Genomic DNA, 15088 nt, shown 5'->3' with positions numbered 1-15088 from the left:
TCATGAGTTACAACATTGCGCTGAACTTTGAAGACGGCGTTACCCGTTTTGTGTCCTGCAACGAAGGCGAAACGGTTCTCGACGCCGCCTACCGTGCGCAGATCAATCTGCCCATGGACTGCTCCGATGGCGTTTGTGGCACCTGTAAGGGTGCCTGCCGTCAGGGCGACTTCGACATGGGTGAGGAATACATTGACGAAGCGCTGTCTGACGAGGAAGCCGAACAGGGCATGGTACTGACCTGCCAGATGGTGCCTTCCAGTGACTGTGTGGTGGAAGTGCCTGTCGCTTCCACCATGTGCAAAACGGGCAATGCCGAAGTCGGTGGTACCGTGGCGGAGGTGAACCTGATCTCGCCCACATCGATCGAACTGAAGATCACCGCGGACGATGACATTGCCTTCCTTCCTGGGCAGTACGTGAACATTCAGGTGCCGGGTTCTGAAGAGACGCGCGCTTATTCCTTCAGTTCCAAGCCAGGTAGCCGTGATCTGAGTTTCCTAATTCGCAATGTGCCAGGGGGGCTTATGAGCTCTTGGCTGGTGGGCAAGGCCCGCACTGGGGATAAGGTAACCCTAACCGGCCCCATGGGAAGTTTCTATCTGCGACCCATCGAGCGTCCGATACTGATGCTGGCAGGAGGCACTGGCCTAGCGCCCTTCCTATCCAAACTAGAGCATATGAAAGCCAATGGCTGCGACTTACCAACACATCTGATTTACGGCGTCACTAATGATGATGATTTGGTGTACCTCGATATCCTGGACCGTTTTACCGAGGAGTTGGCCAATTTTACATACGTCACTGTAGTTTCTGGAGAAGAGAGCGACCATCCGAGGAAAGGATATGTTACCCAGCATATGGATGACGCTCCCCTAAATGAGGGGGATGTCGATGTCTACTTGTGTGGTCCCCCTCCCATGGTTGATTCGGTGCTCGGATTTTTCCGAGAAAAGGGCTTGAAACCGAATTCGTTTCATTATGAAAAGTTCGCTCCTAGCGCTCCTGCAGAAAAGGAGAAGGTCGCATGACATCTCGCTTCACCGATAAGGTAATGGTGATCACTGGAGCCGCCCAAGGAATAGGTAAGCGTGTAGCCGAACTGGCGGCCGCAGAAGGCGCTCGCCTGCTTCTCGTAGACATTGCGGACTATATTCACGGCGTCGCTGCAGAGTTGCGTGATGAGGGAGCTGATGCTGTTGCTGTTCAGGCCAACCTTGAAACTTGGGCAGGGGCCGAGAAAGTAATGGCGGAGGCGCATCAGCACTTTCAGCGTATCGATATTCTCATTAATAATGTCGGTGGCACTATCTGGGCTCAGCCATTCGAGCACTACACGCCGGAACAGATTGAAAAGGAAATTCAGCGTTCGCTTTTTACGACTCTATGGTGTTGCCGCGCAGTTTTACCTTACATGCTTGAGCAAAATGAAGGAGTGATTGTCAACGTCTCCTCCATAGCAACGCGTGCTTTAATGCGGGTTCCGTACGGTGCAGCCAAAGGAGGGGTTAACGCTTTGACTGTGAACATGGCGTATGAATATGCGCCACACAATATCCGAGTAAATGCCGCAGCGGCGGGCGGTACAGAAGCGCCACCGAGGCTGACGCCTCGAAATGCGGAAGAACAGAGTGAGCAGGAAAAGGCGTGGTATCAAACCCTGATTGATCAGACCATAGGGAACAGCTTCATGCATCGATACGGAACTTTGGATGAACAGGCTGAGCCAATTCTCTTCTTGGCATCTGATGCTGCCAGCTACATTACGGGAACAGTGGTCCCGGTTGCTGGGGGCGATCTAGGGTAAGTTCTGTAAGAAATGCGACCCCAGGGTAGACAGTCAGTCATGCCCTCTTTGGCCCCGGCGTTTAACCGCTCGGGGCCCTTTTTCATGACCTGAATCTACAATAATCAATAACGGATTCAAACTTATGCAAAAACTTCTAAAAGACCTTTCCCTGCCGGCAGTTGTGGCGGGCTTCTTAGCGGTTCTCGTATCATATTCGGGCCCCTTAGCCATCTTTTTCCAAGCTGGAGCCAGCGCTGGAATCTCGTCCGATATGATGACCTCATGGGTTTGGGCTATCTCTGTGGGAGCCGGCATATCTGGGATTGCGTTATCGATTTGGCTTAGAGCTCCTATTGTGACCGCTTGGTCTGCACCGGGCACCGCGTTGCTGGTTACACTGTTCCCCGAGTTGTCTCTAAACGAGGCAATAGGCGCTTATATTAGCGCGGCGATTATGATCTTTATTATTGGTGTTTCAGGTACCTTTGACACATTTGTCAGAGCGATTCCGAAGGGCATTGCTGCTGGGATGATGGCTGGTATTCTTTTTCAGTTTGGTGTGGGTGCTTTTACCGCAATAGAAACCACTCCCGCTTTGGCCATCGGAATGCTTGTTTCCTATGTTGTGTTTCGTCGCCTTTTCCCCAAGTACACCCTGGTTCTCTTGTTAATTTCAGGGGTGATACTTGCGGTCGCTCTGGAAGGTGCCTCCTTGTCAGGCGTTCGTTGGAGCGTTGCGGTGCCTCAGATCATTCAGCCAGAGTGGACATTAAGTTCAACCCTTAGTTTTGCCATTCCGCTTGTCCTGGTGAGTTTAACTGGACAATTCCTACCCGGCATGGCGATCCTCCAAAGTGCAGGCTACCCAGTTAAGGCAAAGCCCATTATCGGAATTACAAGCCTGGTTTCACTCCCAATGGCGTTTTTCGGCGGAATCACTACTGTGGTAGCTGCTATTACCGCTGCCATCTGCACAGGTAAAGACGCCCATGAAGATCCGTCTCGTAGATACATCGCGGGGGTGTTCAATGGTATTTTCTATCTGGTGGGAGGTTTGTTCGCCGGTACCATCGTTAGTCTATTTACATCACTTCCAGCGGCATTTGTAGCTGTGCTTGCCGGGCTTGCTCTCCTTGGAGCGATTGCAGGTAATCTATTCTCCGCCTTAGAGGAGCCTAGTCACCGCGAAGCGTCATTGATCACCTTTGTTGTCACAGCTTCGGGTATGTCTCTATTTGGACTCTCATCAGCTTTTTGGGGTGTTGTCATTGGTTACTTCTGCTACTTGGTTCTGAATGGTAGTGGCGGTCGAAAATGATCCTCTTGAAGTAACTTGTTTAGGCCTTTGGCGGTTTGATTTCAGGTCACAAGTCAGGTCAAGTATTTCAAAGCTGTACCCAGAAATGCCCCGGCGAATGCGCAAGCTCATTGCCGGTTGTTACAGTCCATCAGATCGCCACGAACTCCGTGTTTACGGTGGATGAAAACACTAAGAAACTGTCCCCTCTTCCCACTTGCGCAAGAGGTTTCGGATTTTTTGCACACCGGTTTTAGTTGCCATGAAGGATGCCGGTGTGCGATCGCCGAGAACTTTAATGGGTGACGATAACCACAAGTCGGCAGCAACCCTATCTCCCTCGAATAGTTCCATGATCTCCCGATAAACGAGATCCCGGAGTTCAGCAACGGTGTACTCTTCAATCACATCAAATGCTCCCAGCTGACTTCCATATCAGTTTTGCATGATCTGACCGTGTTGCAAGGATAAAGTCAGATTACCTCTCAATAGAAAGTGGCCATGATGGCCTGAGGTCTACTTTTGAAACTCGATAAAAATGGGGGGGGATTACCGGTTCATTTGCGAGTCGTCGAAGATGGTCGAAGTAGTTTCTTTCGTGAGAATAGCGGGTGACTGGAAGGAAAGGGCGCAGCCAATGACATCACTGGCTGCGCCAAAAGACCTTTGGTCAATGGAGGTTAGTTTAGTGTTCCTCCTCTAAGTTATCCTCAGTCGCATCCCGCCTTGCTAACAGATTGAGCATCGTAATCCCGAATTCGACTGGTCGAAGCATGGGCAGATGGTCGTCGACGCCTGCAACGCCTTCCAAAACTGCCCACTTAGCCAATTCATGCATCAGTTTTTCTTGATATGCAACGTTCTCCTGATGCTTTTCTTCCGCTTCTTGAAGGGCCTGCTTCATTTCCGCCAAGGCTTCATCGAGCCAATCAATCCGCAGCCAAGATGACCGGATAACCGAGTGCAATGAGATGATTTCATCCAGTTTTTCTTTAGGGTCCATAAATAACCTCGCAAATGAGTTGAATTGCACAGAAAGCGTAACGAGTAATCCGGGGAGCGAGGCTCGTCTAATTGAGCGAAAAATTGAATTAGACCCATAAGCAGGGCTTTTTGAATGAAAACCAAGGATGGGCGCCACCATAACTGGACGGATTGCTGACCGTACTAGCGCGCGGTAAGCAATCGGCATGGCAATTTTTGCTTAAACTGGCTCGCACATGGCAAACCTCTCGGAGCAGGAGGCTCGATGCAAAACCAAGTGTTTCCTGAAGAAGAGCTGTTGAGAGGCTTGGATGCACAATCTGCTCATGTGCACGAACTGGCTAATCCAACTCAAAAGAGGTGACGCCGCTTGAAAGTTTGAGAGGTTGGCCATTCGCAGCAGGATTGGTCCCATGATTTGGGTTCAGTTGTTTTGCATGGTGACTAGCTTGTTGGGTGGTGCGTTGAGCTGATCTTGGCTTAGACGATAGATCTCCAATTGTTGGTTGCGACTTCACGGAATCACTGTACCTAGACCCACGCCTGCAGGACGCAGGAATTTTGGCGACGATGTTTCTTTCACCCACTTATAGCATTTTATGGCCGGATCGCATGCTGCGACATCTAGGCCTTGTCTGAAGGTTGGCTCCCAAGGCGCTTGTTGAACGATACATGATCAGTAGTGGTTGCAGGGGGCGGCCTACCGGAAAGCTTAGGTTAGGACTCCATGCTCCAACCGGCCGATTAACGTACGCACTTTTTCTATACCCATGGATGTGCCCATCAGTCCCTGAGGAGGTCGATTACCAAGCCCTCGCTGAGCTGTCCTCATCCATTTCATAGCAGCCATTTCATCACCCTCGAACAGAGCTATAGCTTCTTGAATAGCCAGCTCTCGCAATTTCTCAATGGTTTTCGTGTCTGTCATTGTCTCCAACTCCTGAGACCTGCTTCATGATTTACCAATCCAGCATTTCACATTTTTTGATTGATGCAAGGCTGATGGAGACGAAGATTAAGACTTTTTAATAAATCGTCTAAACGCACTTTTCAATCAATTAGACAAAACAGCGCGGTTTCACAGGTCGCCAGAATGACTCTCATCACTTTTGAGGAGAGCAGCATGACTGACCACACCTATACACTGAAAACGATCTCACCTACGGACCTTGAGGAATCCCCAGTATTGCGGGGAAAACACTTTCTTGAGCAGTTCGCAGCACTGCCATTCCGGGCAAGCGCTCTGGGTGAGTTAACCGAGCCAGCTATCTTGGACTATCTGCACCGCCATCCGATGGTGGTTGAAGAGAGAAAGAAAAAGAAGAAAAAGAACGAAGGAGAAAAGGGAAAAGGAACGGAGAACAAAACCGAGTACGTCTTATATTACATTGTAACGGGCAATCTGCGATCTGCGGCGTTGGTTTCGTGTTTGAATCCTGAGACTCCGATTCCTGTCCTTGTTGAGAGCCCTCCAATCCCTACCGACATTTTGCTCACCGAAGTGATTGAACGTGAGCTGCTGAATTTGTCCCTGATGGCAATGCAGACAGGGGGCTATTCAAAAGCTATCTCCTCTCTATTTCGTCTAATGAAGAAGTGTGGCTCTGCTAGTTCGATCTTCCCCACAAAAAGCCGTTTATCCCTGGTCGCTGGCGTGAATCGCCGAGAGATTTGAGGCAGGAATCTCCGATTATTTATCAAAAGTTAGGGAGTCAATGATGTCCCCGAGTGTTGCACTTGAGCGGCTTATTCAGCCACCTGAGACACGCGCCCAAATCCAGACTGTCGCTATGGCTTTTTTGCCAATTGCGGGTCGAATGTCGTCGATTCTTGAGAAAAAGAATCATCCTAGTATGGATGACTTGGGCAAGACCTTGCCGGGAATCATCGAGTTGTGTCGAGATATTATCGATGGTGTATATGTTGACGAATCTTGGCATCCGACTTCTGACGAAAGGCCAAAAATCACTCCGTATCCTGTCTATGCCGCATTGCTGAAAATGGGTGACCAGGTCTCTTTAGACAGCAAGCATATGTCGATCTTGGCTCATGCGTTTATCGCGATTTGGGTCGGGGTTCCCGAAGCGCCTGATGGAAAAGTTCCGCTCTCGAACCTGCAAAAAGTTTTTCTGGAGTTCCGGCGAGCCCATCTTTGGATGGATAGCCTTGAGAGCGTTGATACCTCGGAGCCCGAAAATTGCTATACCACGCTTGATCAATTGGAACAGCGACTTAGGGAGCGTGGTGAACTGCGAGCCGGGCATTTGTCGCCTATCCGTCGGCTACTGGGACTGTCGTTGCAAAAAGAGTCTCTCATTGAGCGAAGAGCACGAGCTGAAATCGAAGTCTCAGCAGGTACAGGTGAGTACGAGAATCGCGCCGGCAGCGACTTTGAGATGGAGCGAGTTCACCTCGATACTGAAGAGAATGATGAGATCGATTCCGCTGCGTTGATTGAGGCGCTCTCTTTCCCTACTAGGACCAGTGTTGACCAGGACAAACTATTCCAAACAGCAGAGCGCAATGCACTCCCATCAGATGACCTAGTTCACCCGCCCATAGTTGCGACAAGCCAAGGCCCCTCAAAGCATCGGAAGCCTTGGGTTGGGAAAAATGGGGTTGCTAGAGACCGCGCAAAATCCGATCAGCTTCGACGTTCTAATCAAACGCTGCCAAACCGATGGGAACGACCGACGGAGTACGAACTCTACGTGTACTGGAAAGCGGTTACTGAGCCCGTTGACGCCGATATATCGGCTGCACTGGCGCTCCTTTTGGTCCTTTTGACAGGGCGAGAGCTAGATTTGGTTCTGCAGACGCAGCTGAAACCCCAATTGAGTGACTTGCCGGAGCGTGGAGACGAGGGGCGAATATACATTTGTCATGAGTCTGCGATTTGGCAAAGCGCTGCACCGCAACCGGTACGGAAGACACAGCTCGACGCGGAACTTCGGCACCAATTGGTTCAGACCGTGCCATCAATGCGGATGCCTGTTGTTGGTCCTCTCTGGAAGCTGCTGGAGCGTTATCTGGGCTCTGACCCAACTGCCTGGCGGGGCGCGCTTTTCAAGAACCACAAGAAAGAGAGTGTTGCGGGACAAGCGGTCGGCCTGTTTGAACGAATCAAAAAAGACGGTGACGTCAGATTGACCCTCAAACGAGTTCAACGAGCGTTATTTCACCGTTTGTCTGACGGTGCCGGTGACATGGTCCAGGCGATTCTTATTGCCGGCGATCATGATGAGATCAGTAAACACGTGGGAATAAATTACTACTGCACCTATGAGTCGGACTTGCAAGAAAATTACTTGCTGGCTATTTCGCAGCTAATGCCCGCATTTCGCGATGCGTTGTGTTCGGTAGCAGCGGTGCAGTCTGACCGGCGCATTGGTTCGCCTTATTGCCCAAGATCTAATGTATTGAGTCAGCTTGCGACGGATTTGAAAACACATTTCCAGGCAATGCTGCGCCAGCCAATCGGAAAATCGACACTTCCCGATATTCATAATGCATACACGTTATACACGGTTCTTTTGCTTTTTTTGTGCACCGGGTACCGAAGCGTTCAAGCGCCCCTATCCCGAATTACAGATGTAGACCTGAATCGCAGGTTTGCGGTGATCGCGGACAAGGAGGGCGACTATTGGAGTCACTCGCGCATTGTGCCACTGACCGAAAATTTCTTGAGTCACTGGGAGTATTATCTGCGCCACCGGCACCATGTGGTGCGGATGGTTGAGACGTACTTGGGTGAGTCAGCTCCGGATCACGTGTTCTTTTTTCTCTCAACACCGACTCAGAGAATTACGAAGCCGCTCCCCGTGACGCCTGATGGGATTGAGGATCACCTTTCACCATTCTCACGTTTACCGCTAAATGTTGCGCGGCATCTCCTGCGTAGTGAGCTGATACATCGCAAAGTTCCTGTGGCATTAGTGGATGCCTTGATGGGGCACTGGGTGGCGGGTCGAGAGCCCATGGGGAGATTCTCGACACTGTCGCCGATTGAGTACAAGAAAATTCTGTTGCCAGTGCTGGCGGAGATCCAAACGGAACTCGGTTGGACACCGTTGAGAGGGATGGGCTGATGGGCGATACAAAATCCAACAATAAAACGCTGCACGGCGATGAGCGGCGCGAGTACGAGCGGGCAAAGCTCGTACAGGCTGAACGTGATGCTGTGGACCGAATTCTTGCCCAGTCCTTTTCAGGGTTGGTTGCAGGTGCTGTGCCTAACCCGATTGATGAGGGAATGATCGCGCGCGTTTTCGATACTGTCTGCGCTGATGTAAAAGGGCATGCACTACGCACCCGTCACAATCACGTTGTGAGGCGTCTCGATGAGATCGCACAGAAGCATAGCCTCGAAGTTCCAAACCGGGATTTGATGATAGTCGTTCGAATGGATACGCCGCCGATGACGCCGAAATCCTTTGAGCACAAATCAGCTTACGAGGAGATTGAGGTAGATTTCTGGAAAACCTTGGACAGTGGCGATTTGGCTGGGAACGAACGCCTGATGCATGATGCTGGCCGGTTGATATATTCCATGATTTGGTTTGGCGGGCTATGCACCCAGAAGCGTCTCAATGCTATCTGTGAAGTCATTCCCCGCGGTATGCAAACTGCCAAAAAGCAACTGGGGCCAAGGAAGCTGTATTGGGTGGAGTGTGGTGAAGGGGTGGAATGTTTCCGTTGGTTTCCAGACCCGGTCACGCTGTGTTTGCTGCATCGGTTTAATCGTGAGCATGGTATTGACGCCTTCCCGAGCGCATCGCCGGGTTCTCTACTGTCAATGTTTGTTGGCCGGATTGCATCTACAAAGAACATAGTCTCTAAGGAGGGCGCTAAATTTGTCCGTAATTTGATGGACGCGTCCTCCACACTGGCGTCCCTGAACGTTATGGGAATTGCCGGTTTCGTACAAAACGCTCCCGGCGTCTTTGTCTCTATGCATAGCGACGCCTGGATCAGATTGATTACCGGTCGTGTTCCAAAAATCCGGCACAGCAAATCGTCAAAACCCACCTCGGAGTTGATTAACGGGGAATCACCTTGTCCGCTTTATGGATTAAAAGGCGAAAATTCCAACGAGGCAATGGATGCGATCGCTCAGGCGTTGGCGCTCGATAAGACTGTGAAGCGGCTTTCTAAAAAAAGCCGGAGCTACAAGGCACTCATGGAAATTGCCCGTGCGAATTCCTTTTCCCCCATCGTCAGGGTTCTAGCTTCGTGGTGCGCATGTTTAAGATTCTCTGTGACAGATAGTTCTCTGCAACGGTATCTGTCGGAGTTTGCCGAACCACTGGTCGCAGAGTTGATTGATGAAGAGGACCTGAATGACCTGGACGAAGATGACTGGGAAGGGCTGTACGCACAGTTGCTACAGGCCAGTTCTTCAATCCAACAGCGAGCCTACCGCTCTGGCGTTCTCAGACGATTTCATCGTGACCTGGTCACGCAGCACGGTTTGCCAGACACCTATATCGAGGGAGTGAGCAGTAACGGCCAGGTGGATGCAGAGATATTAACGCCCGCAGAATATGCGAGGGCTATGTCCATGCTCGATGATGAGGCAGACCGGCGGTTAGCTGAAGCACGACAGGTTGCACTCATACTCGGCTATCGGTGCGGTTTGAGACGAGGGGAAATCCGACGATTGCTCCTCCGGGATCTGCAGGGATTGTATGAGCCTGCCCTGGCGTTTCCGACGTTGGTCGTCAGAGGGAACAGGTTTGGCTCCACCAAGACCAGTAACGCCAATCGAGTGTTGTCATTGTGGGCGTTGCTAACTGACGCAGAGTTGGATTTGGTGAGGCGTTGGTATCGCAGGCGGACCTTGGAGCAGACATCGAAGAAACGTAACCAATTGTTCCTGTGTGAGTTGCATCAGCCAAATTTTTTGATGCCGTCTAAGGCGTTGATCGACCCGGTTCAGGATGCGATGCGAATCGCCTCGGGAACACCCGGGCTTAGTTTTCATAATCTGCGACATTCCTGTGCGACGTGTAATGCGTTGCGATTGATGGAATCCTATCCAGGAGAGCTTTTCCCGGTTGAATGGGCCTGCAGTGATGACGGTGAGATCATCATGCCTCACTGGGGAGAGAACTGGTATGCGGTTTTGTGTGGGGAAGAGCAGTATGTGCCTGCGATCGATAAGCTCCAGTACCTAAGCTTTTTGATGGGGCATGCGTCTCCGGGGCAAACCACCCGAGTCTACACACATCTGCTGGACGTCGCGGTTGGCCTGATGCGTTGGTCGGTACCAATGAATACTTTATCAGATAGCCGGCAAATCGAGCTCCTGGGTTTTACCCGGGCTAATTTTGATCAGCTTCGTAAACGACGAGGCCTTAAAGAGGGCTCTACTCTTCCTCAACTGGCTGCCGTGTTGGGTCGTTTTAAAAAATGCGGGGAGGTTGCCGCAGACAAGTCATTCGCTGAATACCAGCCGTTGGTCTCATCAGCGGTAGGGCCCAAGCCTGAGGCACAGGAGATGCCGGAATCCCCATTGTTGGTTTATCAGGCGCTTGATCATATCTCTCAGCTCATAACGAACGGTGCAGAGTTGGAGAATGCGATTGTCGGAACCGCAAGCTTGTTCGGATTGTCCGAGTCCTGTTTGACTTGCTGCCATAGGCGTGGTGAGTGGTTGATGGACCAATATGCACGGCATTTCAAAGAGGGGCACCTGGGTCAACGCAACGCATTTACTTTGGGCAAGAGACCGAATGCCCACAGTATTGCTCACCGAGTTGGAGTGGGTGGAGTGGCCAATCCTGTCCAGCGCATGTGTCCGGCACCACCCAAGTTGACGGCATCGCATCCGGCCGCTGAGAAGATGTATGAAAGCCTGGTCGAACTTGCTCGCTCGGACGCTAAACGCTTTGTCGCGCTTGTAGAGAACGTTGTCAATGCTGTGCAGAGGAGCCACACGCAGTTGAAGTTTTCTTCGACCGAGAAGAAAGTTCTATATCTCCAGTTTCTGGAGGTTATAGGTTTTCAGAAACTTGCGTGGGTGGATGTGCGTGCGCCAGAAAACGGTCCTGATAGACAGCAAATGAAGACATATTGGAGTAAGGAGCTGTCTCTGCCCGAATCCCATGTTCGGGTGCGTTGGGATGATCCTGCAGGCCCAAGAAATGCAATGGGTGTCGCTCAAATAGTGGTCGATCAGCCCACTAAAGGTTTTGGTGGGCGCTCTCTGCAGCATGGCATGACAGCTATTCGATTTGTGGCATTTATAGCGCTGATTGGATTCGCCGGACGAGTGTATGTTGATGATAAAATCCGGAAGGAGAGAGCCATCCATGGCCGCTGAATATAGTCCTTTTTTAAGGTGAGGTGGGGCGTGTAGAGGCGCTAGCCAGGTGCGTTGACGCTGTGTGCATCAGTTCTGACTGGAGTTGCGCGGCAAGCAGGTGAGATGACTGCACAACCATAGCCTTTGGGTCTGGCTGTGTAGGGCTTCCGATGCGGTACATCGAGGCAATAATAAACTGAATGCTTCGGGCTGCCTCAGGAAGTTGTCGCCCTAATCGCTGTAGGTCTTCCGCCAGTATGCCCAGTCCCTTCAACACTGCCTTTAGGTAATCGACTGGTTTGGAGTCAGGTAACTCGATCCGGCCGACCCCATGCAGAAGTCCCGCAATAGCAGCCAGCCAGCGTTCCGTGTCGTTATAACCGCGGCATGCATCGAATGATCGTATGGCTACATCAAGGCCGTGTCTTGCCAGGCTTCCTGGCTGTTGGCGGCCGTCTTCTTGCATTGCGCCATTCAAGAAGCGCAGCCCAACTGATGGTCGACCCAGAACTCGTCGAACAAAATCAGCTAACGGTTGCACCGGGCACGGTTCGAGGAACAGTTCAATGTCGACCGTTAGGTCAGGGCAGGCGAGTTTCGACTCAGGCAAATGCAGTATTGTGTCAGGCGTGTCCAGCAGAAGGACGGTGTCTGAGCGCGACACGGCACTTCCCCGCTCACCTTCCCAGAGCACCAACTGAACGGCACAGTCTGGGATTTGAGAGAGCTGGAGATCCGGGTGGGGTTGGAACATTACGACCTGATACCGATCGAACGAATTTTCGATGTTCAGTTCCAGAACCGGTAGGTCGTCCCCGTTCGGAATTTCCGTCAAGTGGGTAATGGTCCCGATGAATATTTCCGGCTCGGTTTTCCAGCTGGTGTTGACGACAATGCTCATGCGAAGTCCTCCTGTGCAGAGTGCAGAAGACGTTCCAGATTGTTGAGCAATTGCGGCAGCGGGTCCTGAAGGGCCTCGTCGTCCATCAACCACATCTCATTTTCCACCCAGTGAGTGAGCGCAGCGAGATTGGAGCTTTCGCCGCCTTCACCAAGCAAAGCAACGAGTTGAGTTCCGCCAGGAATTTGCATTGAGAATGCGAGTGCACTGGCCAAACGACTTGCGAAAGACCTTCGGCTGATAGAAAACGGTTGAGAATAGTTCATGAGTTACCTTCCTTCTTGGGGTCAGTTTTGGCATTGAATTCGTTAATGAGTAGACGCTCGATGGCGGAGCCATCGCGACGGGTCAGGTTTGGTACATACCGTGAGTAAACCCGGAACAACATTTCCGTGGTGGTATGGCCCATCTGCCGTGCGATCCATTCAGGGTTCTCGCCCGCTGCCAGCCACAAAGTTGCTGCGGTGTGTCGGGTTTGATAAGGCCGCCGTTTGCGTAGCCCGAGATGGCGGAGCAGGGGGTACCAGATCCGCTGAGTCATGTTGTTATGATTAAGCGGATTTCCCTCGCGATTGCAGAACACAAAGGTATTTTCCCCTGTGGCTTTTTGCTGATCCTTGAGGGCGTCGAACACCAGCTGAGACATCTCAACGTGCCGATAGCTGCCATCCGTTTTGGTCTGCTCAATTTCGCCTTCTACTATTGCCTGGCGAACCAAAATTTGCCGACGCTGAAAATCGACGCAGTCCCACGGCAAGCCATCGATCTCGCCCGTGCGGAGGCCAGTGAAAAACCTGACCACGTAGTAATTTCTGAAGTCGGGCCGAACTGAATCCAGAATCAGTCGAACCTCCTCCAGTGAAAAAGGCTCCACTTCCGACCTCGGAACTTTCAGCGATTTGATACCTTGGTAGGGTGAGGTAAACTCATAGCGGTTGGCTGCCTCTCCCAGAATCATGCGCAGTGGCGTCAAGATTCGGTTGATACGGCTGGCGGAAAGCTGCTTTCCATTTCGGGCTGTGACTTTGGCGAGTGATGCCCGAAATGAAAGAATTTCCTGCCTGGTGATGCGGCCGACCTCTTTTTCCCCGAATTCGGGTAGCAGATAGTTGTTCAGTGTCCCGGTCACCGTTTTGATGTGTGATTTCCGCCACTGGATCTTCATCTCATTCAGCCAGTCCTTCGAGAACTCACTGAACAGCGGCGTGTCATGAGCCGCCCGAGCGCGCTGCAATTCAGCTTGTCGGTTAAATTCCTTCGCCCGGAGGCTGTCGGGGAAATACTTGGGGTACTCGAAAGTCCCCAAGGTGATCTCCGCCTCGATTTTTTTCAGAATCGTCTGAAGTTTCTTCTTGTTCGCGGGCGTGTCGTCGAGGGCGGTCTGCTCTCGGCACCGTTTGCCTCGGAAGCGGAAATCGAAGTACAGCTTTCCGGATTCGGGTCGTGCGACGATCTTACCCACGGCACACTCCTCCCCGAGCCATCGGCACGGCAAAAGCGACATTGCTGGCTTGATCGAACATGTCCTGCTCGACTTTCTCCCAGATGTAGAGGATCTTCCTTCCGCCGAACGGCCGAATGTAATGAATACCCTCTAGCAGGACGGAATCCTTCAGCCGTTCGCGGATCGTGCGCGCGTCGTACTTAATCCGCTGAGCAAGCTCTTCGGTAGTCAGATACTCCTGTGACATAACTATTCACCTCTGATATCTTTGAGTGCTGGAGGACATACCGCATGACTAGCGCCTCAAAATGTCCTCCTGAAGATCATTATGCACTCATAAAGACCTTTTGCAAGTCTTTTTGATCTCCTGTGGGTTAATTTGTTCTTTGGTGGGCCAAATGATTAAGTGCCATCTGTCAAAGCTGATGGGCGAGAAGAAGCTCAAGATTGTTGATGTGGCGAGGGAAACAGGTGTGAACCGGGGTACCATTACCCGGCTTTATCACGAGACTGCCAGCCGCGTAGAGCTGGAAACGATTGACGCGCTTTGCCGCTATCTTGGTTGTGAGGTGGGCGACTTGTTCGAATTCATGGACGAGCAATGAATTGAGTGACGACAGGGAGCACTGAAGGCGATGGCAATACCCGATTTCCAATCAGTCATGCGCCCGGTTCTCGAATCGGTCACCGATGGTAAGCCGTATGCTTTGGCTGATGTCCGTGATGCAGTCAAAGAAGCCTTCGGACTTTCAGACGAGGAGCGTAAAGAGCGGCTTCCATCAGGCAATCAGACGGTGATTAATAATCGGGTCGGTTGGGCGAGAACCTATTTAAACAAAGCTGGGCTGCTAACCATTCCCCAGCGTGGAATGGTTCAAATTACTGATCGCGGTCAAGATGCGCTAAAAAGCGGACCGGAGCGAATCAGTGTTGCATGGTTGAAACAGTTTCCTGAGTTCCATGATTTTCATACTCACAAGCCAAAACCTGCTTCGACCGCCTCGGAGATCGTTGAAAACGATTTAGAGGAAACTACACCAGACGAACAGCTTGCATCGGCGCATCAATCGTTAATGGAGAATCTGGCTGACGAGGTTCTTGATAGCATCCGAAAAGCATCGCCTTCGTTCTTTGAGAAACTGGTCGTCGATCTCATGATTTCTATGGGTTACGGCGGTTCGAGGAAAGAGGCGGGACAAGCCACACAGACGACCAACGACGATGGGATCGATGGCATCATTAAGGAAGACAAGCTAGGTCTCGATACCATATTGTAGTAGCCCCCATTTAAACCGGACACCTTGGTAGAAGCAAAGGCCTAGGCATAGACCTAGTGCAAAGGAGTGTCCAAGGTGGAGAGAATCGAA

At 51.5% G+C, this 15088-nt stretch carries 15 protein-coding genes; 8 read left to right on the top strand and 7 right to left on the bottom strand.

Features of this window, described 5'->3' with window-relative positions:
• The first annotated feature begins 2 nt into the window (after nt 1-2).
• From benC to EDB94_RS07465, 3 genes are all read left to right on the top strand, one after another.
• Nucleotides 3-1031, top strand: a complete 1029-nt coding sequence (gene benC, locus EDB94_RS07475; protein ID WP_053114072.1) for a benzoate 1,2-dioxygenase electron transfer component BenC — start codon at nt 3-5, stop codon at nt 1029-1031.
• The gene (benD, locus tag EDB94_RS07470) at nt 1028-1807 is read left to right on the top strand and encodes a benzoate diol dehydrogenase BenD (RefSeq protein ID WP_108017972.1); all 780 of its coding nucleotides are present in this window, start codon (nt 1028-1030) and stop codon (nt 1805-1807) included. The genes benC and benD overlap by 4 nt, the downstream gene beginning before the upstream one ends.
• A gap of 124 nt (nt 1808-1931) precedes the next feature.
• The gene (locus EDB94_RS07465) at nt 1932-3107 is read left to right on the top strand and encodes a benzoate/H(+) symporter BenE family transporter (RefSeq protein WP_108017971.1); all 1176 of its coding nucleotides are present in this window, start codon (nt 1932-1934) and stop codon (nt 3105-3107) included.
• A gap of 171 nt (nt 3108-3278) precedes the next feature.
• On the opposite strand, the gene EDB94_RS07460 is transcribed toward EDB94_RS07465, so the two are convergent.
• The 3 genes from EDB94_RS07460 to EDB94_RS07450 form a co-directional block, all read right to left on the bottom strand.
• On the bottom strand, nt 3279-3494 hold the full coding sequence (locus EDB94_RS07460) for an MbcA/ParS/Xre antitoxin family protein (protein WP_108017970.1): 216 nt from the start codon (nt 3492-3494) through the stop codon (nt 3279-3281).
• Between the two features lie 277 nt (nt 3495-3771).
• Nucleotides 3772-4089, bottom strand: coding sequence for a hypothetical protein (locus EDB94_RS07455; protein ID WP_146162200.1), 318 nt, complete (start codon nt 4087-4089; stop codon nt 3772-3774).
• A gap of 693 nt (nt 4090-4782) precedes the next feature.
• Nucleotides 4783-4998, bottom strand: coding sequence for an MbcA/ParS/Xre antitoxin family protein (locus EDB94_RS07450; protein ID WP_108017968.1), 216 nt, complete (start codon nt 4996-4998; stop codon nt 4783-4785).
• A 195-nt stretch (nt 4999-5193) separates the two neighbouring features.
• On the opposite strand from EDB94_RS07450, the gene EDB94_RS07445 reads away from it, so the two are divergent.
• Genes EDB94_RS07445 through EDB94_RS07435 form a run of 3 tightly spaced genes read left to right on the top strand, consistent with a single transcriptional unit; the run spans nt 5194 to nt 11394 of the window.
• Complete coding sequence (locus tag EDB94_RS07445; protein ID WP_146162199.1) at nt 5194-5745, top strand: hypothetical protein; 552 nt, start codon at nt 5194-5196, stop codon at nt 5743-5745.
• 43 nt (nt 5746-5788) lie between these two features.
• Nucleotides 5789-8158 (top strand): hypothetical protein, encoded by a 2370-nt coding sequence (locus EDB94_RS07440; protein WP_146162198.1) that lies wholly within the window; start codon nt 5789-5791, stop codon nt 8156-8158.
• The gene (locus EDB94_RS07435) at nt 8158-11394 is read left to right on the top strand and encodes a site-specific integrase (RefSeq protein WP_146162197.1); all 3237 of its coding nucleotides are present in this window, start codon (nt 8158-8160) and stop codon (nt 11392-11394) included. Before EDB94_RS07440 ends, EDB94_RS07435 begins: the two co-directional genes overlap by 1 nt.
• Before the next feature lie 13 nt (nt 11395-11407).
• Here EDB94_RS07435 and EDB94_RS07430 read toward each other — a convergent pair whose 3' ends face one another.
• From EDB94_RS07430 to EDB94_RS07415, 4 genes are read right to left on the bottom strand one after another with little or no spacing between them, the layout of a single operon-like run.
• Nucleotides 11408-12277: a hypothetical protein gene (locus EDB94_RS07430; protein WP_108017964.1), complete on the bottom strand. Its 870-nt coding sequence runs from the start codon at nt 12275-12277 to the stop codon at nt 11408-11410.
• Nucleotides 12274-12543 carry a hypothetical protein gene (locus tag EDB94_RS07425; protein WP_108017963.1) on the bottom strand — a complete coding sequence of 90 codons (270 nt, stop codon included), beginning with the start codon at nt 12541-12543 and terminating at the stop codon, nt 12274-12276. Before EDB94_RS07425 ends, EDB94_RS07430 begins: the two co-directional genes overlap by 4 nt.
• Nucleotides 12540-13739 (bottom strand): Arm DNA-binding domain-containing protein, encoded by a 1200-nt coding sequence (locus tag EDB94_RS07420; RefSeq protein WP_108017962.1) that lies wholly within the window; start codon nt 13737-13739, stop codon nt 12540-12542. The genes EDB94_RS07425 and EDB94_RS07420 overlap by 4 nt, the downstream gene beginning before the upstream one ends.
• Complete coding sequence (locus tag EDB94_RS07415) at nt 13732-13968, bottom strand: hypothetical protein (RefSeq protein WP_108017961.1); 237 nt, start codon at nt 13966-13968, stop codon at nt 13732-13734. Before EDB94_RS07415 ends, EDB94_RS07420 begins: the two co-directional genes overlap by 8 nt.
• Nucleotides 13969-14119: 151 nt before the next feature.
• Here EDB94_RS07415 and EDB94_RS07410 point away from each other — a divergent pair, with 151 nt between their 5' ends.
• Together EDB94_RS07410 and EDB94_RS07405 are read left to right on the top strand one after the other, a co-directional pair.
• Nucleotides 14120-14326, top strand: a complete 207-nt coding sequence (locus EDB94_RS07410) for a helix-turn-helix transcriptional regulator (protein WP_108017960.1) — start codon at nt 14120-14122, stop codon at nt 14324-14326.
• Nucleotides 14327-14356: 30 nt separating this feature from the next.
• Nucleotides 14357-14998, top strand: a complete 642-nt coding sequence (locus tag EDB94_RS07405; RefSeq protein WP_108017959.1) for a winged helix-turn-helix domain-containing protein — start codon at nt 14357-14359, stop codon at nt 14996-14998.
• Nucleotides 14999-15088: the final 90 nt, after the last annotated feature.

It is taken from the genome of Marinobacter sp. 3-2 (assembly GCF_003751355.1).
Taxonomy (GTDB): domain Bacteria; phylum Pseudomonadota; class Gammaproteobacteria; order Pseudomonadales; family Oleiphilaceae; genus Marinobacter; species Marinobacter adhaerens.
Note: the sequence above shows the minus strand (reverse complement) of the source record. Positions and strands in the feature narration are given on the sequence as shown.

Excerpts from the sequence above, each read along its gene's own strand:
- benC (WP_053114072.1), top strand. The coding sequence starts at position 3 with ATGAGTTACAACATTGCGCTGAACTTTGAAGACGGCGTTACCCGTTTT.
- benD (WP_108017972.1), top strand. The coding sequence starts at position 1,028 with ATGACATCTCGCTTCACCGATAAGGTAATGGTGATCACTGGAGCCGCC.
- EDB94_RS07465 (WP_108017971.1), top strand. The coding sequence starts at position 1,932 with ATGCAAAAACTTCTAAAAGACCTTTCCCTGCCGGCAGTTGTGGCGGGC.
- EDB94_RS07455 (WP_146162200.1), bottom strand. The coding sequence starts at position 4,089 with ATGGACCCTAAAGAAAAACTGGATGAAATCATCTCATTGCACTCGGTT.
- EDB94_RS07450 (WP_108017968.1), bottom strand. The coding sequence starts at position 4,998 with ATGACAGACACGAAAACCATTGAGAAATTGCGAGAGCTGGCTATTCAA.
- EDB94_RS07445 (WP_146162199.1), top strand. The coding sequence starts at position 5,194 with ATGACTGACCACACCTATACACTGAAAACGATCTCACCTACGGACCTT.
- EDB94_RS07440 (WP_146162198.1), top strand. The coding sequence starts at position 5,789 with ATGTCCCCGAGTGTTGCACTTGAGCGGCTTATTCAGCCACCTGAGACA.
- EDB94_RS07435 (WP_146162197.1), top strand. The coding sequence starts at position 8,158 with ATGGGCGATACAAAATCCAACAATAAAACGCTGCACGGCGATGAGCGG.
- EDB94_RS07430 (WP_108017964.1), bottom strand. The coding sequence starts at position 12,277 with ATGAGCATTGTCGTCAACACCAGCTGGAAAACCGAGCCGGAAATATTC.
- EDB94_RS07425 (WP_108017963.1), bottom strand. The coding sequence starts at position 12,543 with ATGAACTATTCTCAACCGTTTTCTATCAGCCGAAGGTCTTTCGCAAGT.
- EDB94_RS07415 (WP_108017961.1), bottom strand. The coding sequence starts at position 13,968 with ATGTCACAGGAGTATCTGACTACCGAAGAGCTTGCTCAGCGGATTAAG.
- EDB94_RS07410 (WP_108017960.1), top strand. The coding sequence starts at position 14,120 with ATGATTAAGTGCCATCTGTCAAAGCTGATGGGCGAGAAGAAGCTCAAG.
- EDB94_RS07405 (WP_108017959.1), top strand. The coding sequence starts at position 14,357 with ATGGCAATACCCGATTTCCAATCAGTCATGCGCCCGGTTCTCGAATCG.